At 37.4% G+C, this 20532-nt stretch carries 17 protein-coding genes, 1 other RNA gene and 1 pseudogene; 2 read left to right on the top strand and 17 right to left on the bottom strand.

Annotated elements, in window-relative coordinates; all coding sequences use genetic code 11:
• Positions 1–20: 20 nt before the first annotated feature.
• The 3 genes from J2S74_RS09755 to J2S74_RS09745 form a co-directional block, all read right to left on the bottom strand.
• Positions 21–1307: an extracellular solute-binding protein gene (locus tag J2S74_RS09755; protein WP_307324796.1), complete on the bottom strand. Its 1287-nt coding sequence runs from the start codon at positions 1305–1307 to the stop codon at positions 21–23.
• A 331-nt stretch (positions 1308–1638) separates the two neighbouring features.
• Positions 1639–2571: an alpha-amylase family glycosyl hydrolase gene (locus J2S74_RS09750; protein WP_307324793.1), complete on the bottom strand. Its 933-nt coding sequence runs from the start codon at positions 2569–2571 to the stop codon at positions 1639–1641.
• Positions 2535–3209, bottom strand: a complete 675-nt coding sequence (locus tag J2S74_RS09745; protein WP_307324790.1) for an alpha-amylase family glycosyl hydrolase — start codon at positions 3207–3209, stop codon at positions 2535–2537. Before J2S74_RS09745 ends, J2S74_RS09750 begins: the two co-directional genes overlap by 37 nt.
• Positions 3210–3613: 404 nt before the next feature.
• On the opposite strand from J2S74_RS09745, the gene J2S74_RS09740 reads away from it, so the two are divergent.
• Positions 3614–5371, top strand: coding sequence for a glycoside hydrolase family 13 protein (locus J2S74_RS09740; protein ID WP_307324788.1), 1758 nt, complete (start codon positions 3614–3616; stop codon positions 5369–5371).
• Between the two features lie 755 nt (positions 5372–6126).
• On the opposite strand, the gene ssrA is transcribed toward J2S74_RS09740, so the two are convergent.
• From ssrA to J2S74_RS09695, 9 genes and pseudogenes are all read right to left on the bottom strand, one after another.
• Positions 6127–6492: a transfer-messenger RNA gene (gene ssrA / locus J2S74_RS09735) on the bottom strand.
• A gap of 193 nt (positions 6493–6685) precedes the next feature.
• Positions 6686–7153 carry an SsrA-binding protein SmpB gene (gene smpB, locus J2S74_RS09730; RefSeq protein WP_307324785.1) on the bottom strand — a complete coding sequence of 156 codons (468 nt, stop codon included), beginning with the start codon at positions 7151–7153 and terminating at the stop codon, positions 6686–6688.
• Between the two features lie 132 nt (positions 7154–7285).
• Positions 7286–9640 (bottom strand): ribonuclease R, encoded by a 2355-nt coding sequence (gene rnr / locus J2S74_RS09725; RefSeq protein WP_307324782.1) that lies wholly within the window; start codon positions 9638–9640, stop codon positions 7286–7288.
• A 52-nt stretch (positions 9641–9692) separates the two neighbouring features.
• Positions 9693–10442, bottom strand: a complete 750-nt coding sequence (locus tag J2S74_RS09720) for an alpha/beta hydrolase (protein WP_307324779.1) — start codon at positions 10440–10442, stop codon at positions 9693–9695.
• Positions 10443–10544: 102 nt separating this feature from the next.
• Entirely contained in the window at positions 10545–11258 is a 714-nt protein-coding gene (locus J2S74_RS09715) for an alpha/beta hydrolase (RefSeq protein WP_307324776.1), read from the bottom strand.
• Positions 11259–11418: 160 nt separating this feature from the next.
• Positions 11419–11649: a preprotein translocase subunit SecG gene (gene secG / locus J2S74_RS09710; protein WP_307324773.1), complete on the bottom strand. Its 231-nt coding sequence runs from the start codon at positions 11647–11649 to the stop codon at positions 11419–11421.
• A gap of 522 nt (positions 11650–12171) precedes the next feature.
• Positions 12172–12282, bottom strand: a pseudogene (locus J2S74_RS09705) (hypothetical protein); the annotation flags it as partial.
• Between the two features lie 191 nt (positions 12283–12473).
• A complete protein-coding gene (locus J2S74_RS09700) occupies positions 12474–13148 on the bottom strand; it encodes an NUMOD3 domain-containing DNA-binding protein (protein ID WP_307324770.1) in 675 nt (224 codons plus the stop codon).
• Between the two features lie 15 nt (positions 13149–13163).
• The gene (locus tag J2S74_RS09695) at positions 13164–13682 is read right to left on the bottom strand and encodes a hypothetical protein (protein WP_307324767.1); all 519 of its coding nucleotides are present in this window, start codon (positions 13680–13682) and stop codon (positions 13164–13166) included.
• A gap of 242 nt (positions 13683–13924) precedes the next feature.
• On the opposite strand from J2S74_RS09695, the gene J2S74_RS09690 reads away from it, so the two are divergent.
• Positions 13925–14320, top strand: a complete 396-nt coding sequence (locus tag J2S74_RS09690) for a hypothetical protein (protein ID WP_307324764.1) — start codon at positions 13925–13927, stop codon at positions 14318–14320.
• Positions 14321–14857: 537 nt separating this feature from the next.
• Here J2S74_RS09690 and J2S74_RS09685 read toward each other — a convergent pair.
• From J2S74_RS09685 to J2S74_RS09665, 5 genes are all read right to left on the bottom strand, one after another.
• Positions 14858–15184 (bottom strand): hypothetical protein, encoded by a 327-nt coding sequence (locus tag J2S74_RS09685; RefSeq protein WP_307324760.1) that lies wholly within the window; start codon positions 15182–15184, stop codon positions 14858–14860.
• 16 nt (positions 15185–15200) lie between these two features.
• Positions 15201–15974, bottom strand: coding sequence for an IS21-like element helper ATPase IstB (istB, locus tag J2S74_RS09680; protein WP_307324757.1), 774 nt, complete (start codon positions 15972–15974; stop codon positions 15201–15203).
• Positions 15971–17251 (bottom strand): Mu transposase domain-containing protein, encoded by a 1281-nt coding sequence (locus J2S74_RS09675; RefSeq protein ID WP_307324754.1) that lies wholly within the window; start codon positions 17249–17251, stop codon positions 15971–15973. Before J2S74_RS09675 ends, istB begins: the two co-directional genes overlap by 4 nt.
• A 12-nt stretch (positions 17252–17263) precedes the next feature.
• Positions 17264–17515, bottom strand: coding sequence for a hypothetical protein (locus tag J2S74_RS09670; protein WP_307324751.1), 252 nt, complete (start codon positions 17513–17515; stop codon positions 17264–17266).
• 235 nt (positions 17516–17750) lie between these two features.
• Entirely contained in the window at positions 17751–20450 is a 2700-nt protein-coding gene (locus J2S74_RS09665; protein WP_307324888.1) for a class I SAM-dependent DNA methyltransferase, read from the bottom strand.
• Between the last annotated feature and the right edge of the window lie 82 nt (positions 20451–20532).

Raw genomic sequence — 20532 nt, 5'->3', positions numbered from 1 at the left:
TGCCATCCAAAGTTATTTAATTATTGCCCTGCTCTTGTTAATTCAATTTGTTCTATAATTTGTTCAACTGCTTCTTCTAATACTTCTCTTGCATCATCACCTTGAGATATAAACTCAAGAGCATCTCCCATCGGCTCCCAAACTTGTCCCATTTCTGGAATGTTTGGCATTGGAATCGCGTGTTGCGCTTGCTCTAAAATTGCTGCGCGTAACTCATCATCAATCTCAACATCTACGCGAGCAGGAAGTTCTCCTGTTAGCTCGAAGTTTCTTTCTGCGTTTTCAGCATTTGTAAAGAATAATGCTAAATCTGTAGCCCAATCCTTATGTTCACTATACTCGGAAACCATCCAGCCTTTTACTCCAGAGAAAGAGTTTAAAGGTTCTCCATCTACTGTTGGAAGTGGGGCGATTGCAAAACTATCTCCTAAATCAGCTCGATATTCTTGAATACTCCATGGACCAGTTACAACTGCACCTACTTTTCCATCACGGAATAATCCGCTCATAATATCTCCATTAATACCACGAGGCATATATCCATTTTCAAACCAAGATTGAATCAACTCCGCACCTTGAACAGCACCGTCCTTAGCTAAACCAATATCATCTGGGTTTAAGGACCCTTCTTCATCTGTTCCAAATACATAACCACCAGGACCAGTTAGGAATGGATATGCAAAATAGAAATTCGTTGCTTCCATTAAAAATCCATACTCATCTTGTGAAGCATTCGTTAAGTTTGCTGCAATTTCCATAAGCTCATCCATCGTTTGCGGAGCATCTGGTACTAAATCTGTGTTATAAAAAAGAGCATATGTTTCAGTTACAACTGGAATCCCTAGTTGATGTCCATTATAGAAAAATGCATCTATAGCCCCTTCAGGGTAACCTGCCAACTGTTCTTCTGTTAATTCAAGTTCTGCCGCCAATCCTTGAAGGTAAATATTACCGACCATATCATGTGGCTGGAAGAATAAATCTGGCCCTCTTCCTGCTGGTGCATCTAATGATAATGCATCTACTTGCTCCAACATAGAAAACGGAACTATTTCTACTTCAATTCCTGTTTTTTCCGTATATTTTGCTCCTAACTCTTCATATAAGTCTAGCTCATTATCACTATCATTTGCCCAAATAGTAAGCGATTCTGGTTTTGTTGCTTCTTCATCAGCTCCAACATCCGTATCTGTATCGGCACCTGTATCTGCAGGTGGTTCTTCTTCTCGATCAGGGCCACATGCAGCAAGTGCAGTTACAAGCGCTAATAACAATGCTACTAATAAAAGTGTTGACTTTTTGAACATAATTCGTTCCTCCCTTTTTTTGTTCATAATTAATTTTTTCCTTTCACCAAATATCCAATATAACTACATAGTCATAAAAAAGTATTTGCGATATTAGCTACGTCTATTTTTTATATTAGTGAAAAGAAAGATTTAAAAAAAGGCAATCGTTTGCACAACTATATAAATTTTTTTGTTTCACCGACTTACTTTGCAGAAATCTAGTGAAAACGATTGCATTGGTTGATTTCATTATAAACTTCTTTTAAATTGTTGACAATACTTTTCTTTAATTTTCCCTTTATTATTTTTCTATTTGTTGTTTTACTAGAGTTTGTGCAAACGTTTTTTATTATTCCTTTAATATTACACTAGTAAAAGGGGGAATACTTAAAACTTTGTTTTTTATTTCTATTTCTTCTATCTTTCCAAGATAGAAATAATATTCTTTATACTTCTCTAAATCCCCATCTAAATGAAGTTTTTTCATTTCATTGGAAAGATTGTGTACAACAAGCTTCTGTTCATTTTCTGTTACTCTTTCGAATAATAAGATTCCCCTCTCTCTAATTGGAACACTTTGTATTTCCCCTTTTATTAAAACTTCACTTGCCCTGCGTGCATAAATCAATTCCTTGTAATGGTTTAAAAGTGATTCTTCATCTTCTAGTTGCGATTCAACAGTAATACCGTCTTCTTCATTATGGTATCGGTCTTCTCTCCAAGTAGTTTGTCCTGTATTAGTTGGGTCCTCGTACCATCTCATTGGCAAGCGAATATCTTCGTCAGGCTTTTCCCCTTTCATACCAATTTCTTCACCATAATAAATAAAAGGGTTACCTGGTAACGTTAATAATAAAGAAGCTGCCATTTTGGCCCGGTTCAAATCTCCACGAACCTCACTCATGACACGATTCATATCATGATTCGTAATAAATGTTGAATCAAAATAATCATCGGAGCTCTCATTATAATAATTCCTATTTCTTTCAAGTGCATTTACAAGTCCTGTATCACGGTTAGCTAGTACGGAAGACAATATGGCTTCTGATAAGTCAAAATTAAAAGCCGAATGCAATCCACGGTCTAAATAAGGCGCCACAACAGGTGCAGTGTCCCAAACTTCTCCTACTAAAATAACGTCTGAATTGACTTTTTCCATTTCACTTCTGAATTCTCTCCAAAATTGGTGATTCTTTTCTTTATAATCACTACCATGATAGGAACTATAAATATGCTTTGCCGCATCTAAACGGAATCCGTCTCTCCCACTTCCTCTAGCCAAAACCTACCGATGTCATATAATTTCTCCCTAACCTGCGGATTATCCATATTTAAGTCAGGCATTCCTCCCCAGAAAACACCTTCGTAAATATTATTCCCTGATCCATGCCATACTAATTGTCCCCACTCGCCCCTTTGCCTTAAATCTGTATTTTCATCTGCCCAAACATAAAAATCACGATACTGCTCATCGTGCTCTAATGCCGCTTCGAACCAAGGGTGCTCCGTACTAGAATGATTCACAACAAAATCTTTTATTACTTTGATCCCTCTATTTTGCGCTTCCTCAACAAATTCTTTAAAATCATCCATTGTACCGTGTTCAGGATTTACATCTTTATAGTCAATAACATCATAGCCATGATAACTAGGGGACGGATTAATCGGCATTAGCCAGACTCCCTCTACACCAAGCTCTTGCAGATAGTCTAGTTTAGATGTCGCCCCCTTAAAATCTCCAATACCATCTCCAGTAGAATCATAAAAAGCCCTAATGAAAATCTCGTAATAGATACCATGAGGCTCGATTGATTTAAGTTGTTCCTTACTAAAAGAAATTGGTTCATTGACCTTTTCAGAACAGCCCATAATGAAAAATGATATTAATACAATTATTAGATAGACTGATCTTTTTACCATTTAATTTCCTCCTTTTTTAAAAGTTTTGTTTCCTATTTTTAGGATACTCTTTCAATATAAAGTGTAACTATTAATATAGACTACCTCTCACCTGCCGATAGGTATTAGGAAATCGTTTGCGCAAATGTGTAAAAAAATAATAGTAATGGATTACTCTTGTTTCGAAGGTAAATTATACTTTTCATTAACATAATTAGCAATACTTTTTAAACAAAGAATGGAATCCATTATTTCTCCTTTCAAATATAAAGTGTGCAAACGCTTGACTTATTTTAATAATGTTAGTAAATTAAAAATATAATAATCTTTATTATTACGGCAATGCTTACCTAAAAGGTACAACCGACTTGGTTGTACCTTTTCTAGTTTAGGTAATGCTATTTTACAAAGGAGTGTGGTTAACTATGTTGAAGGAAGCCATTTATCATCGACCGAAAAATGAATTTGCCTATGCTATTGATGAATCAACACTTCATATTCGCTTGAAAACAAAGAAGAATGATGTAGACAAGGTGAAGCTCATTTACGGTGATCCTTACGATTTTCACTCAGAAAAAAAATGTTGGATTTCTTCGAAAAAAGACATGTTGTTTAATGGTAGTGACAGTTTGCATGATTATTGGTTAGTTGCTGTCAAACCAGAACACCGGCGTCTTCGTTATGGATTTCTTTTAGAAAACAATAACGAAACACTTTTTTATACTGAGAAAGGCTTTTATCATGAGGAGCCTAATGATGCTGGCTATTATTTCTGTTTTCCTTTCTTAAATAAAATCGATGTTTTCTCTCCACCAGAATGGGTTAATAACACCGTTTGGTATCAAATTTTCCCTGAAAGGTTTGCTAATGGAGATCCTTCGATTGATCCTGAAGGAGCACTCCCGTGGGGAAGTACAGATCCATCTCCAAAAAACTTTTTTGGAGGGGACTTTCAAGGAGTTATCGATCATTTAGATTACTTAGAGGACCTGGGAATTAGCGGAATTTACTTTACCCCTATCTTCAAAGCCTACTCCAACCATAAATACGATACGATCGATTATATGGAGATAGACCCGCAATTTGGGGACAAGGAAACATTTCGAGAACTTGTAAAGAAGTGTCATGAAAAAGGCATTCGTGTCATGCTAGATGCTGTATTTAATCATAGTGGATTCTATTTCCCTCAATTTCAGGATGTTGTAGAGAAAGGGGAAAAGTCTAAGTATAAAGATTGGTTTCATCTAAAAGGCTTCCCTGTTAAAACGGAATATCCAGCAAACTACGATACCTTTGCCTATGTTCCTAATATGCCAAAATTAAATACAGAAAACGAAGAAGTTAAAAATTATTTACTAGACGTGGCTCGTTACTGGGTGGAAGAGTTTGATATCGATGGTTGGCGTTTAGATGTGGCAAATGAAGTAGACCACGTGTTCTGGCGAGAGTTTCGTAATGCAGTAAAATCGGTTAAACCTGATGCCTATATACTGGGAGAAATCTGGCACGATTCCATGCCATGGCTGCAAGGAGACCAGTTCGATGCAGTCATGAACTACCCATTAACTACTGCCATTACGGAATATTTCGCAAAAGAAAATATTACTACTTCTGAATTTGCCAATGCTGTTACTTCCGTTCGAAATCTTTATCCAGAAACAGTAAACCGTGTTCAGTTCAATTTGTTAGGTAGTCATGATACACCAAGAATTTTAACGATCAGTAACGATAATAAAGACTTAGTAAAGCTACAAATGCTCGTTCAATTTACTTCTACAGGAACACCGTGCATTTACTATGGTGATGAAATTGCCATGACAGGTGGACAGGACCCAGGATGTCGGAAATGTATGATCTGGGAGGAAGAAAAACAAGATAAAGAGATGCTTTTATTTGTAAAAAAGCTAATCTCTCTGCGAAAAGAGAATAAGGTTCTTCGCTCCAATGAAAGCTTTTCCTTTATCGAAGCAAGTGATTCCCAAAATACAATTACGTACAGTTTAAAAGACGAAACAAGCGAAGTTCTAGTACTTATAAATAACAATGATGAGAAAAAGGTAATCAATATTCCTGAATCTTACCAACAAAGAAAAGTAACAAATTTATGGGATAGTACTGAAAATAGATTAGCGGAAACTATTAATGTTGATCCGTACAGTTTCTTTATTTTTCGTATAAAGTAAATTAAATAAAATCCCCACAGTCAGGTAAAAGGGGGGGATTTTTCATAACAAATGGGTAATCCTAACCCTTTTCACTTATCCCTATTGATTTGCGCTCCCTTGTGGTTACTAAATGTACAATAAGAGGCTGGGACATAACTAAAGTTTTTAAATGATAATGCGAACAATGCCAATACCATAGCGAAGTATATTTCCGAAGTGATTTATATGCTCCGTTCGGATTTCTCATTAAGAAAACGCTTTTGTCCCAGCCTCTTTAAACTCTTTTTCGTTATTAACATCTTCACAGTTCCCGATAACTAGTTCACTAGATTCATAGTTTATCTCCTAGGGCAATTGAAAAACTACGTTTTCTGAAGAAAAGTTACTTATAACAAGAAGGATGTTTTTTCTAAACCAAACTATCTCCAATCCCTCTTTTTCTCTGCTATTTGTAACAATAGATTCAAGGGTAGAGGCCTTTTCAAAGCCGTCTCGGGTCGCATCACCTAAGGATGCATAGCCTGCTGCGTCCCCTAATACATACACATTTTCCAGCTGGCAGGAAGAGCGTGGACACGAAGGAAAAGAAATTCTTGTCTTCAGAAATTAAATTCTATTATCAGAATGAAGAGTAATTTTGTACAGTCTTAAATAATCAAAAATTTACATAGTTAGCTTGACATTTACAAATAAAAACAAAGCATAAGCTTTCCAAACGGAAATCTTATGCTTTACGTTACATTTAGCAACAAAAAAACCACCATATATATGTATGGTGGAGACGGTGGGAATCGAACCCACGTCCAAGGGCAACGTTACTTAAGCGTCTACGAGCGTAGTCAATTTATTAGCATTTCGCTAGCACCTCGGCCAATTGACAGGCTTCCGTGCAGCTATCCTGATTGATCTCTTCCTATTGTCCTCAGGCGGTGGACGCAAGGCGTATCCCACTATAAGTGAGTCCCTTGACCTTCACATGGGCGATGAAGGGAGGAACCGCTATGCGCTACTTATTAGGCAGCGAAAGCGAAGTTGTTTTCTTCTTTGCCAACTATAGGCGATGAGCGTTTTATACGAGGACACTCAGCTCGGCTCGCAACTTAAGCCCGACCTACCCCTGTCGAATCCAGAACGTCCCCATTATAAGTGCACCGAATGTTTCGGGCATATAAGGTAGAGCGTTGCGGATAGATAATAGATCAAAGCGAAAATCGCTTATTAAATTGTATTTTCCGTAACAACATAATTGATTATAACATATTTAGAAGATAGTTCAAATGGTAACCTGCACCATGAGATGTAGTCCGTACCAATTAACTGGGAATTGAACGACTAGCGACCTAACTGACGGTCTTTAAAGGCACGTTGGATTTCGCGCTTTGCATCCTTCTTCTTTAAGTCTTCCCGCTTGTCATACTTCTTCTTCCCTTTACCTAAGCCTAGAAGAATTTTTGCAAATCCACCTTTAATATAAACCTTTAAAGGTACAAGGGTATATCCTTTTTCCCGAGTAAGACCAATAAGCTTATCAATTTCCTTTCGGTGCATTAACAGCTTACGTGTTCTAACTGGATCGTGATTATAACGGTTTCCTTGCTCATACGGACTTATGTGCATATTGTGCAGCCATACTTCCCCATTACTTACCCTTGCAAAGGAATCCTTTAGATTTCCACGGCCGCCTCGCAGGGATTTGATCTCTGTTCCCGTTAGCACCATGCCAGCTTCATATGTTTCTTCAATAGTATAATCATGTCTCGCTTTTTTATTTTGTGCGATCAATTTACCTTCTGTTGCCATGATTTTTGCATCCTTTCCCTCTCACTCATTACTTCATCATAGCAAAAAAAGGTAAGATATTCAATTTCTTAGGGGCACCTCTCCTGAAACAAGCCACGGATGTCCTTCCCCCGTGGCTTGCCAGCATATCATTTACCTCTTTTTCTTTTTTCCTTTATTCTTCTTACCCTTTGGTGCATTTTCGAAGAACTTCTTCTTCTTACCGCCACCTTGCTTACCCCTGCCGTTTTTGCCCTTGCCTTTACCACGAGGTCCCTTTCCATTACCTTTTTCGTCATCCTGATCCTTTTTCTTCCGAGTTGGTCTAATACCACCTTGAATAACCTTTGGACGATCGGCAGCTTTACGCTCTTTACGTGGCTTCATACCCACCACTTCAAAGTCGATGATTCTTTCGTCTACATTCACATTCACCACACGAACTTCAATCTCGTCACCGATGCGGAACACGTTACCGCTCCGTTCCCCAATCATGGCATATTGCTTTTCGTCGTAATGATAGTAGTCATCCGTTAAGTAGCTGACGTGAACGAGACCTTCAATGGTGTTAGGTAGTTCTACAAAAAGACCAAAGTTCGTTACCCCACTGATGATCCCATCGTACTCTTCACCAATCTTATCGAGCATATACTGAACCTTTTTCAGTTCATCCGTTTCCCGGCTAGCATCCTCTGCACGCCGCTCCATTTCGGAGGAATGCTTCGCAATTTCATAGAGCTTTTCATTCCATTTTTCAATGGTTGCGTCGTCGGTTTTTCCATCGATTAAATACGTGCGGATTAATCGATGAACAATTAAGTCCGGATAGCGGCGGATCGGTGATGTGAAGTGTGTATAGAAATCAGCGGATAAGCCGAAGTGACCGATGTTTTCCGGATCATACTTCGCTTGTCTCATGGAGCGAAGCATAACGGTACTGATGACCGCTTCCTCTGGTTCACCTTTCACTTGATCCAACAACTCTTGCAATGCCCGAGGATGAACCGTATTAGCTGCTCCCTTCACTACATAACCAAAGTTTGTAATGAACTCTAAGAAGCGTTGCAGCTTCTCTTCGTCTGGATCCTCATGGATACGGTACATGAACGGTACCTTCATCCAGTGGAAGTGCTCCGCAATTGTCTCATTAGCTGCAAGCATAAATTCCTCGATAAGGCGTTCCGCCACAGAGCGCTCCCGTATGACTACATCCGTAGGAGTCCCTTCTTCATCAACCAAAACCTTCGCTTCTTTAAAATCAAAGTCGATAGCTCCTCGAGCCATTCGCTTGTTACGAAGAATCTCTGCTAATTCTTCCATGCCTTTAAAAAATGGAATTAATGATTCATAACGCTTCGTTACTTCCTCATCTTCCTCTTGTAATATCTTTCTTACATCTGTATACGTCATTCGTTCTGTCGTATTAATAACACTTTGATAGATCTCGTGGTTGACTCTCTCACCTGTAGGGGTAAATTCCATGTTACAAGATAGAGTTAGTCGATCTACCTGCGGGTTCAAGGAACAGATCCCATTAGATAAACGGTGTGGAATCATGGGGATCACTCGGTCTACTAAGTAGCAACTTGTAGCCCGCTCCGCTGCTTCCACATCGATAGGGGATCCTTCCTTCACGTAATAGGAAACGTCTGCAATATGTACCCCTAATAGATAGTTTCCGTTCTCTAGTTTTTTTACCTGAACGGCATCATCCAAGTCCTTCGCGTCTGCACCATCGATGGTAACGATTGTTTCATCACGCAAATCTCGGCGGTTCTCTAATTCGCTTGGGTCAATTTCATTCGGTACAGAGTTAGCGTGATCAAGGGTTTCCTGTTCAAACTCCCCTGGAAGGCCATGTTTGTAGATGACAGAAAGAATATCCACTCCAGGATCATTTTTATGACCTAGAACCTCTAGGACTTGCCCCTCTGCACTCATTCGTCCTTCTGGATATTTCGTTATTTCCACAAGGACTTTGTGGCCGTCAACGGCACCGCCCTCTTTGTTTTTCGGAATAAAAATATCGTTCGGAATTCGTTTATCGTCTGGGATGACAAAGCCGTAATGCTTATCATCTACATATGTCCCAACCGTTGTTTTGACGCCCCTTTCTAAAATGCGTATGATCGCACCTTCTGGACGTGCTCCACTGGAACCTGGGTGCAAACGAACAAGGACCTTATCCTGGTTCATGGCCCCATTCATCTCCGCACCAGCAATATACACATCGTCTTGTCCAACCTCTGTTTTAACAAAAGCAAATCCCTTCGGATGCATAATGACTTCCCCACGGAGTAAATTCATTTTGTCAGGAAGGCCATAGCGATTGCTCCGTGTTCGAACAAGCTCCCCCTCCTCTTCTAATTCATTGAGCATTTTTACAAACTCTTTGAATTGGGAGGAATCGTCAAGCCCCATGGCTTCTTCCAAATCCTTTATGGATAATGGCTTATCCGCTTCTTCCTTCATGTACGTCAATAGGCGTTCCTTTGTCATTTCGCTCATCTATTTTTCTCTCCTTTCTTTGAGAGTATTACGATGGCTTCGCTCATCGCAGTTAAACTGTCCAATCTAGTTTTTCCAAGAAAGCATATACGTCCTCGTGTAATTGATCCCTTTCCTTATCTAACGTAATAACATGCCCCGATTCTTCATACCAGTTCAACTCTTTCAAATCGGATTGAATTTCTTCATAAATGATGTTGGCACTATTCGTATCAATCATTTCATCATGACGGGCTTGTACTACTAAAGTAGGGGCATAAATCATATCGATATTAGCCCTTACATCCTTATTAAACTTCTGCAATTGCCGAATGGTTGGAAGGGGAGTGCCTTCGAATTCTTTCATTTCCTGTTCAATTTGTTCCTCAGGCTTTTTCTCATGCCGCTTATACTTCCGGGCATAATCGAGAACTCCCTGGTGCATTTCCTCTTCCCCTTTTATATTCACAGGGGCACACATTGGGATAATTCCCTTTACAGGTAGTGTGTACCCAACTTTTAAGGAAAATACACCTCCCAAAGAAAGTCCCCCCACTGCAATCTCATCATACCCCAATTCCTTCAGGTGATTATAGCCTGCTTGTACATCTTCCCACCAGTCATCTGGTCCGTATTTCACCAGCTCCTCCGGTGGTACAGCATGTCCCTTATATTGAGGGGCATGGGACGTATACCCCTTCTTTTCCAAAAATCGCGCCAGCATTCTCACATCGGCAGAGTTGCCAGTGAAGCCGTGTAATAATAAAACAGCCCGTTTACCCGCTTCAAATGTAAAAGGTCTAGGTTGTGTTACTTTCATCATCGTTTCCATTCTCCTTTTCCAATTCCCAATATGTAAAAAAATAAGTCCTGTAAAAACAATAACATGCCTGTTTAAAGAGGAGTAGGCATGTTTTTTCAAGGATCAATCACCGCATTGCTCCTTATTGTCTACGCACAAAAACTCATTGATTCGCTCTAATAATGCTTCCTTCTGTTCCCCAAACCAAATATAATGCTTTGCATTCGGAAAAAAATAAAGTCGTTTTTCCTCTGATTGTATTTGATGGTAAATGAACTCTGCACTTTTCCTCGGAGGAACTAAACCATCGTGTTCCCCTTGAATAATTAATGTTGGAACAGTAATGTTCTTGAGATGCCCCCTTAGCTTTCTTACCATTAAAGTGAATTCCTTTGTGGCATGAAGGGGTGTCTCCTTTACCTTTTTTCGATAAAATTGATAAATCTTATCGTCTATTAATTTTTCTCCACGCAATCCTTCAAGGGACCAGCCGGTTATCTCTTGAACAATATGCTTTGGGTTAAAATAGTAGGCCGATGCACTAATGAGAACAAGCCTTTCCACTGGATAATTAGCTGCAATATAGCTTGCAATCATTCCACCCATGGAAAAACCTATGACATAAACTTTTTCACAACGCTTTAAGAGTTCCTCTACAGCAACCTCCGCCGCATAAATCCAATGTTTATAGGTGACACCCTTTAACCCCTCCTTGGATCCATGACCTGGCAAGGTTGGACAATAAACAAGCCAGTGGTTTTTCTCTAAGTATGAAGTGATATCCTTTAATTCATCAGGTGTTCCTGTGAAACCGTGGAGACATAAACAGCCAATCATAGAAACCCCCTCCTTAGATAATCCTCTCTAATCATAGTTAATGCACAACGAGTCTGTCACGTGTATTGCTCACTACTACTTATTTTCCCAATGGGGACTAATTTTAACCAAATTAAAAAGCAGCAAGCGTGTGCCTGCTGCTAAATGGTCGTCACTTATATTACATAAAGAATGCAACTGCAATAGTTAATAGGAAGAAAAGCACTCCAAGAACGATCGTCGCTTTACCTAGTACAGCCTCTAGACCACGTGCTTTTTGCTTACCAACCAATTGCTCCGCTCCACCGGAAATCGCTCCAGATAGACCAGCGCTGCGTCCAGATTGTAAAACAACTACAGTAATAAGTAAAAGGGATACAATAATAAGTAAAATTGTTGCTAACGTCTGCAAAATCGACACCTCCATACTGGCACTTAAACCTTCTTAAAATATATCACGAAAACTAGGACGGCGCAACTTGGTTTTTGGTTTTTTGACAGCTGATGCAGGTTTAGTCGAGTGGTAGTAATATTTGGGAGTTAAATACTTTTTTTAATAGGCTGTTTTCTAAAAGATTGTTGTCTTTAGGAGTAAGTAGCTGGCTTGGATACGCTATAGGCGGACGCTTTCCGCGGGCAATGCCTCAGACTCCTCGGGAAAACCACCCTCCGGGGTCTTCGCCTATTGCTTTTCCCGCTGGAGTCGCCGCCTTCCGCTTCTCCAAGCTTACCTAAAAAAGCAACAAAGTTTACGAAAAGAGCCTTATAAATAAAATGTTACCTAAATCATTTACTTCTTCAAATTTCGGTAGTTTTTCTTGGTTAAATGTTACCCAATTTCTTTTCCAATTCCTTTTTCAGTAACATCCCTCCTCACTTTTTAACATATTAAAAGAAGCTGCGCTCCCGCGCAGCTTCCCAATCTAACTAATCATTATTTTTTCAAGTTATAGAATGCGTTTTTACCTGCATATTGGCCGATGTATTGAAGCTCGTCCTCAATGCGTAGTAATTGGTTGTACTTTGCAACACGGTCTGTGTTACTAAGTACTTTTTAATACAACCCTTGATAAATCAGCATTTTTAAGCCATTTCCCATTATTTATATGTGGTTGTTTTACAAAGTTCACAAACTGCATTTTTCCATTGGTTCAGCAGCTGTTCGTAACAGTTTAATTATATCAATATTTATGGGGAAAATAAACAAATTTATCAAGGCGCTTGTATTTATTATAACTATACATATTTCACAATTAGTCCTCTAGCCTTTTCATGTTTCTTGTATCGTGCTTGAAATGGCTTTCCTGTTAAAATCATTTGATTAATCATACTGGCGCTTATACCGTATTCTTTCATTATTATATTAGCCAACTCATTTCTTGAAGGAGCTTCAATTTTATATCCATCTGGTAATAATGCTACTGCCCTTTTGGAACTACTATGCTTTGCACCTGTTTTTCCGTATATATGATTTTTTTCTCCTGTTTTAGATTTACTTAACTTATGCTTATGCTCAGGACTAAATTCTTTGCCTGACATAGTGTTATGTTTACCTCTCCCTTTTTCGCTCAATAGTCGTTTTGTCTTTTCCGAATGTTTCTTTCCGATACTTAAATTGGCTTGACACTGTCCTAAACTTTTAAAATGTTTAGTTAAAGTTCCTTCATATTTATAAGCATCTTCTTCATAATCAAACCATTTTACAATAGAAACTTTTACAGAACTCACATTAATACCTACGACTTCACTCCACAATTTGCTCCTTCTCGAAAATTCAAACGCTCTTCTTCTTGAACCTTTTCCTACATATATAATAGAACCTTTAAGCTCATGTGTATAAACATAATACTTCTTTTCCCCTAAGAATTGTTTAGGGGTATAATTCAACGTATTTATTTTGAAACTCTGCAACGATTGAGCGAACTGCTACAATATCATTAACATCAGTTTCTTTAAAAAGCCTCCTTTTCCCAAATGCCGTTGAACAATTTCCTTAGCAATAGATTCTTTTCCTTTCGTGTGGAAATTAAAATATATTGCAGAACCCTGTTTTATCAACTTTGAATGCTCTTTTTGAAGGGCTTCAATATTTTGGTCACTTTCATTATTCCTTTTTCTTTTTAAAGGAATAACATTAGTAGCTTGTTTATTATATCTACCAAGCTTCGCAGTTTTTTTCATAGTTTTTTTAAAATCATTACTAAGCTCTTTCTTCTTAGTTTCTTTAACTTCCGTTTTAATGATGGTAATTTCCCCATTAACTTCAATAGCACATACATTTTTCTCTATTACAAATAATGAACGACCAAATCCCTTGAGCGTAGTTGTTTCAATTTCTTGCTCCTTTAAGATTTTTTTAATTTTATATTGTGATAGCTCAAACAGTTCTGCTAAGTCTGTAACTTTGTAGTACACTTCTCCGCCATAAACAATTCTATTTAACATTTTAAATTCCCCGTTTCGTTTTAGTTTGTTTTACTGACACCAGCATTGTATTGGCTTCGAAAAATGTGTAAACCGAAATAGCAAAATATTTTAAAATAAAAAACACAGTTCGATTGAACTGCTCCATTTCTTTAATTATCGAGCTATTAATTAATATAATGAAAACTCTCTTTTACTAAATAGAATACAATAGGTATAATTATCCATGTGCTTTAAAATTTAATTGAAATGAGGTATTCTTAATGACCAAACAAATCGTAATCAATGAAATTGCCGATAATCTTCAAACTTACTTATCTAAAGTACTAAATGTTCAATTTGCCATTTCTACCACCGATAAAGACATTGAAATAATAGGAGATCCAAATTCATCAAATAGTTTCCTTATGTATTTTTTACAAATTCCTGAAAACGGAGATTACATTGAAATTACAAGAATTTTCCTCCCACCTTCAGAAAGAAAGACCCGTAAAGGCTTAGGTATGATAAGGATTTCTTATGCAGTGGCAAGACAACATAACTATGCAACAGTTATTTCGCAAACAACACAGAGTTTTTATGATTACTTAATTAATAAAGGTGCGCATAGCTTAAAACCAAATGAAGCAGTTCAATTATTAGATACGACCCAAATTTAATAAATTCATTCAAACATACTTTTCTACCTCAATAAAATTATTGAGGTTTTTATATAGCTATTTCTGCTATTTTCTTACAAAATAAAAAAGCCACCTCATAAATGAGATGACTTCCTGCTTGCAGTTTTTTGCATTAACGTAAGATATTAAGTATGGCTAATATTACCCCAACAGCAAATATTGGAACATACACTTTAATGTGTAAATTTATTTGCATATTTACTCGCCCCTTTCAATTCATGCTCAGGATAGCGAGTTCGCCCTCTCCGTTACTATTACTGCAAGCATCTATATTATACCATTTCCACCTATAAAACTGGCATAATTGAATAATAATATTCAATTACTGTAACCGTCAAGTAGAATTAAACAGTTTTTGATAAATAATTTTAAACAGTTTTCATCAATTAAGATTCAACACTTTGATACTTGATTTAATTAAGTATTTTTTGTTGTTGCCATAGATTTTCAAATCAAAAATCTATGGCATAAGCATAAATCATTGTTTTCTCTAACTTAGTGTTTGGCTAACACAACTTATATCCAAGTGTTCTTTCCTAGTAGCTTCTCTAGATCATACTTTTCGTTTTTTAAATCCTCAACTTCCTTTCTAAGTAACTCAACCTCTTCTAACAATCTACTAATTTTCGTTTGATCATCGATGCCCTCTTCATATGCCGTACCTTTTACAATGCACCAATGATTATATTTAAGTAAATCATCCTCAATAGTTGGACGAATCTTATCAGAAGTATTTGCTTTCTTGTTGTTTTCCTTGACCCATTCCCTTACCGATACTTCATCTACTCTAAATCCATATAATTTAAAAAACTTAATTACTTCTTCTTGGTTTAAAACACTCATTTTCGTTTTCTCCTCTCTAAGATTCAACCTTATTATTATCGAATATAGCTTTTCTGTATTTCATCCTAATGCTGTCTTGCTCTTCGCTAAAGGTCAAAATCTCACTGCGATGAAGGAGACGATCTAGGATTGCTGTAGTTAGCGTCGGGTCTCCCAGGAACTTTCCCCATTCCCCAGGGCCTTTGTTAGATGTAAGGATGAACGCTGCCTTGTCGTACATCTCATAAATGAACTGAAAGAACAAGTGGGCATCCTGGGCTTCATAGGCCATATACATAACGTCATCAATGATGATAAGGTCAGACTTAGTGATTCGCTTATATCTTGTCCTAGACTTACCTATGTACTCTTTTGATTTGAGAACATAGATGAGGCGATCCATTGATATAAAAGATACCTGGTAGCCACTTTCGATGGCGTGAATACCTAATGCAGTCGAGAGATGCGTCTTTCCCACACCAGTCGGTCCCATCATAATTAGGGTGAAGCACTCATCGATCCAAGACAGTTGTTTTAATACATTTAATTGCTTTTCTCCAATTGCCGTCTGTTCTTCTAGGCGAAAGTTTTCAAATGTCAGAACATCAGGGAATTCTGCCCACTTCATTAGTTTCTCACTGTTCTTTCTCTCCCTACAGCTCATTTCATGACGTAGAATTTCATGAATGAACTCGTAATATGTCCATCCTTTTGCTTCTACTTCTCTCAGGAATGTAGGAAGCTCTTTGGCTGTCTCGGCTAATCGCAAGGCCCGACACTTATCCTGAAGTATTTCATAGGGCTGATTCATCTGTTTCTACCTCCCTGAAGAACACTGAAATAGATGTCTTCTTTTCGCTCTGGTGCTACTAGATCCTTATACTTTTCATTTACAGTTCCAGGGTCCTTTCCTTGCTTTTTGTTTTGGACCTCTAAAGAGATAGCGATATCCCGTAAATCATTCGCACTTGTTAGCCGTAGACGTCTCATTTCATAAATTGCCTCTTCAGCGAAGGTTGGATACTTTAAGATGACAGATTGCACCACTTTCAGTTGATCAATTATATGACGAGGATATTGCTCGGATAATAAATCGATTAGCCACTTCGCAACTTCTTTATCGTTTAACATTTCCTCCACCTGCCCACTTAAGAGGTCGCGCTTGGTCTGCTTACGAATCCGGTGAGAAGGGTCCGATATGAGATCTCCTTTTCCTTTTGCAATTTCATGTTTTGCCAAGACTTGTCCGTTTTTCTGTAGGCGTATATATACATATTCTCCATCAGTATTGACATAGGCAGTATTCGGTGCACCTTTACGGTATGTACCGCGCGGTACACTGTATCGGTTGCCATCGAACCGAATGATATTGTCTTTGTGGATATCTCTTGATATACTAGAGTCGAAGATATCTTCAAAAATGTAAGTTCCAGAGACCTTTTGAAGGTGTTGCTTTTCCAGGGCGTACACCTCAACGGGTCTTTTTTTAGTATTATGATGAACCTTATAATTCCCTGTACGTTTTAGCCATCTCATACACGAATTCTGCCAATCTATTAAATTATCAAAAGTTCGGTTCTTCGCAAAATTATTTTTCACATACTTCACTACTTGTTCTATTTTTCCTTTGGACTCCGGATCGGATTTCCTACAGAGATATACTTTAAACTTTCTTGTCTGTTGGTACTTGGTAAATTCCGCTGTCATGATAAGATCCCCAGCATTTTCACTGACTGCCAATAAACGATCTTGGTCATAGACTATTTCAATAGACATTCCGCCAAAATGCCGGAAGGCATTCTCGTGCATTCGGATAAGGTCATGTGATTTAAATGGCCGATCTAACCACTCAACGTATTTGTATCTAGAGTGTGCTAGCACAAACCCAATGAAGTAAAGCCTTTTGTATGTCCCATCTGTAGTAGGGAGCCTAATTTGACCAAAATCCACTTGAATCTGTAGCCCCATAGGTAGTTCAGGAACTGCACTAAAATCCCTTTCTGAAAACACCTTCGGAAGATGATAAGCCTCTCGAATATCATTTACATAATTCCTCACTGTTCCTTCAGTGACAGAGCTAACATTCAATTTATCCTCCAGTCAGTCAAATACTTGAGCTCCTGTTAGGTCGGGATGTTCCTTGATCCACTCTAGAATTTCCTCACGGTATGGATCAAGTTTCTTACTTCTTGTCTGTAATGAAATCGCAAATAAATAAAACTCTTCTGGCGTCATTTTTCCGTATTCAATCACCCTATTCCTTGAAATTTTTAATTTTCTGGCAATCGAGCTGTTAGAAAACCCTTCGCTGCGAAGCCTATGAATCTCGTTGTATGTTATCAACTTTTCCACTTCCTGTTCCTCACTTTCCATAGACTACTTAAAGTATATAGAAAGTGGACTATTTAAGGTAAACTGTTTAATCTTATTTGTTGAATTCTGTTTACTCTTATTTGTGGAAAACTGTTGATTCTAGTTTAGCAGTTACAATTACATTATTTATTAGGTAAATCCATTTATGGATAATTTGTATAAAAATATAGCTTCCTATGTATCAACCATAGAAAGCCAAATAATATCTTTAATGTTAGTTGTTATATACAAATTTCTCGTATAAATCAAACAAAAATTCTACACGCACTTCATCTGTACGTATTTGTTTTTTAAATTGATATGCTTTATCAACCTCAGCATTTAACTTCTCGTGAGCCTTCCTTAAGTCAGATGGCATTATAAGTTGGTCGTATAAATCAGCTAGGGAAGTATTTTTTTCAATATATTTGCTTCTAATTTCTAGGATATTATCTGCTTGTTTTTCAATATTTTTTACTTGTTGCTCTGTTGGCTCTGGAAAGATAAAGTTATTGTAAATTAATGTATTGGAATAACGGTAATCTCCCTTTAATCGACCACCAACTATTTTCATCCAAGCCATGTGCATAGAAGAATTTAAAATACCAAATAGGTATGGCGTTGCGTTTGGAACTTGAAAAAGCTGATTGCTACAAATATATTCCTTAGTGTAGTATGCAATCGGAATTATTTTTCTGTTTTCCGAAGAGACAACTGGCACTCCTAAGAAATCCTCGTTTTTAACTCTATCTTCTCCAAACAAAGTTGGGTAGTCAGCTAATTTAACGTATCTCTTTTTTCCTAAACGATATTCAGCAACTTGGCGAACTACATCCAGTACTAAAGGCATTTTTCTAAGTTCTGCTGGTGGACAATCTTTTAAATATAAGCAATACCTTTGTATGCTATTAATTAATTCATACCCTCCAACATAAGGTCTGAAGTACTTAGCTGATAATGGCTCTTTAGCAATAAATTCGTCTTTTTCTTCTTCATTGAGCAAAAATATCTTCCCATCAGCAGGTATTGAACCATAAATCATTTTTTCAGTTGCCGAGAGTGGTTCGGTGCGTTTAGAAATAAAGATTTTAGGGGCATCTACTAAATATTGATTTATATTGTTGGCTTTAGTCATAACAGGGTCTCCAGATATATCTGGATAATTGTATATCACTGCATTTGAAGGCTTGTCTCTCGCGAAACCAACAATAACACAATACACCGCCGCTTTTCCTCTAGCTTCATTCGTCCATTTAAAAGTTTGGTGTGCAAAATGAATATTATGCCCTCTGTCACTGAAAATGTATTTCCATAATATAGCCGCTTGACCGCCCTGTACTATTGAATTTGTAGAAACAAATGCCGTTTTTATACTTGTTGCCCCAGTGTAATCAGCCGCTTTGATAAACCATCCAGCGACAAAATCTAAGTCATTTATGCCTTTAAATCCAGCTTTTACTTCTTGAAGGTCTTTCTTCTGATTATCTGACATAAACCTTGCTCCAACAAATGGAGGATTTCCAAGGATATAGCTTAGTTCATTTTTTGGTACGATAGATTCCCAATTTATTTTCAATGCATTGCCATTAACAATATTCGGCTTAGTTGTCAGCGGAATTCTTACAAAATATTGACCAAACTCATAGCTAGCTATCATGTTCATTTGGTGGTCAATCAACCATAATGCCACTTGAGCAATTTGTGCTGGAAACTCATCAATCTCAATACCATAAAACTGCTCAACATTCACCTTCATTAGGAATCCTAAATCAAGTACCATTTTCCCTCTAGTAAGCTCACGTAATATATCCATCTCTAATAAACGTAACTCACGATAAGCAATTATTAGGAAATTTCCGCAACCACAAGCTGGGTCCAAGAATTTTAGGTTAGCTATTTTCTCATGAAACACTTCCAACTTTTTGGTGCTTCCTTTTACCGTCTCAAATTCTTTTCTAAGCTCATCTAAAAATAAAGGTTTAATAAGCTTCATAATATTTTGTTCACTTGTATAATGAGCTCCTAATTCTCTTCTTTCTTCAGGCTTCATTACACTTTGAAACATTGAGCCAAATATCGCTGGAGAAATTTTTCCCCAGTCCAGTGAACAACATTCAAGAAACAATTCTCGCATTTCTGCATTAAAAGCAGCAGTCGAAAGACGCTCTTCAAATAGCCTACCATTTACAAAAGGAAATTGATTAAGTGAATCGCTAAGAGTTTTTAACCTAGCTTCCTTCGGTTTATTAAGAGTGTCAAAAATCCCGTCCAAATGAAAAGCTAAATCACTGCCATCTTCTTTGGTATTTTGTTCTATGTAATCACGAAAGATATTCTTTTCAAAGATACCTGTATCGTCAGCAAATAAACAGAATAACAACCTAACAAGGTAAACTTCTAAATCATGCCCTGTATAGCCAACTTCTCTTAATTGGTCATGAAGTTTTCCCATTTTCTCGGCTGCTTGAATATTAACAGGGTCTTGTTCTTTAAATTCTTGCTTTTGATAACCAGCAATAAAACCAAACAATTCAATATTCTGGTGAAATTGTTCAATGGTAAATGTCCTTTTACTGTCTGTTTCTAAATCATATAAAGCAAATTTTTCAAAATCCGATACTAATATATATTTGGGGAGTTCAGCTTCTTTTAAGCCAGGAAAGTAATCAACAGCTTGTCTATATGCTCTTTCTAAATCTCTTCCTCGTGATTTATGTTCTACTAACAATACACCTTTCCATAAAAGGTCGATATAGCCATTACCATCTAATGTTTTTACTCGTTCCTCGAATGTTGCAACCCTTTTTCTTGAAATGCCAAATACATTAAAAAAATCATTCCAAAAAGATTTTGCTTCCGCATTCTCATTTGTTTCATCTTTCCATTCACTGCTAAAACTAATAGCTCTAGCTCGTATTTCATTCCAGCTTAACATTGCCAAAGTTATTACCCCATTCCCCTATAAAATATCTGATAATTAAATTTTACTATAAATTTTTCCTTTTTTCTCCCCGATT

Origin of the sequence: Evansella vedderi, assembly GCF_030813435.1 — a bacterium.
In the GTDB taxonomy this organism is placed as follows: Bacteria; Bacillota; Bacilli; order Bacillales; family Salisediminibacteriaceae; genus Evansella; species Evansella vedderi.
The sequence above is the reverse complement of the archived record's forward strand: the minus strand, read 5'-3'. Positions and strand labels throughout refer to the sequence as shown.

Excerpts from the sequence above, each read along its gene's own strand:
- J2S74_RS09720 (WP_307324779.1), bottom strand. The coding sequence starts at position 10,442 with ATGATGAAAGTAACACAACCTAGACCTTTTACATTTGAAGCGGGTAAA.
- J2S74_RS09715 (WP_307324776.1), bottom strand. The coding sequence starts at position 11,258 with ATGATTGGCTGTTTATGTCTCCACGGTTTCACAGGAACACCTGATGAA.
- rnr (WP_307324782.1), bottom strand. The coding sequence starts at position 9,640 with ATGAGCGAAATGACAAAGGAACGCCTATTGACGTACATGAAGGAAGAA.
- J2S74_RS09690 (WP_307324764.1), top strand. The coding sequence starts at position 13,925 with ATGACCAAACAAATCGTAATCAATGAAATTGCCGATAATCTTCAAACT.
- J2S74_RS09755 (WP_307324796.1), bottom strand. The coding sequence starts at position 1,307 with ATGTTCAAAAAGTCAACACTTTTATTAGTAGCATTGTTATTAGCGCTT.
- J2S74_RS09685 (WP_307324760.1), bottom strand. The coding sequence starts at position 15,184 with ATGAGTGTTTTAAACCAAGAAGAAGTAATTAAGTTTTTTAAATTATAT.
- istB (WP_307324757.1), bottom strand. The coding sequence starts at position 15,974 with ATGAATCAGCCCTATGAAATACTTCAGGATAAGTGTCGGGCCTTGCGA.
- J2S74_RS09740 (WP_307324788.1), top strand. The coding sequence starts at position 3,614 with ATGTTGAAGGAAGCCATTTATCATCGACCGAAAAATGAATTTGCCTAT.
- smpB (WP_307324785.1), bottom strand. The coding sequence starts at position 7,153 with ATGGCAACAGAAGGTAAATTGATCGCACAAAATAAAAAAGCGAGACAT.
- J2S74_RS09665 (WP_307324888.1), bottom strand. The coding sequence starts at position 20,450 with ATGTTAAGCTGGAATGAAATACGAGCTAGAGCTATTAGTTTTAGCAGT.
- J2S74_RS09745 (WP_307324790.1), bottom strand. The coding sequence starts at position 3,209 with ATGGTAAAAAGATCAGTCTATCTAATAATTGTATTAATATCATTTTTC.
- J2S74_RS09695 (WP_307324767.1), bottom strand. The coding sequence starts at position 13,682 with ATGTTAAATAGAATTGTTTATGGCGGAGAAGTGTACTACAAAGTTACA.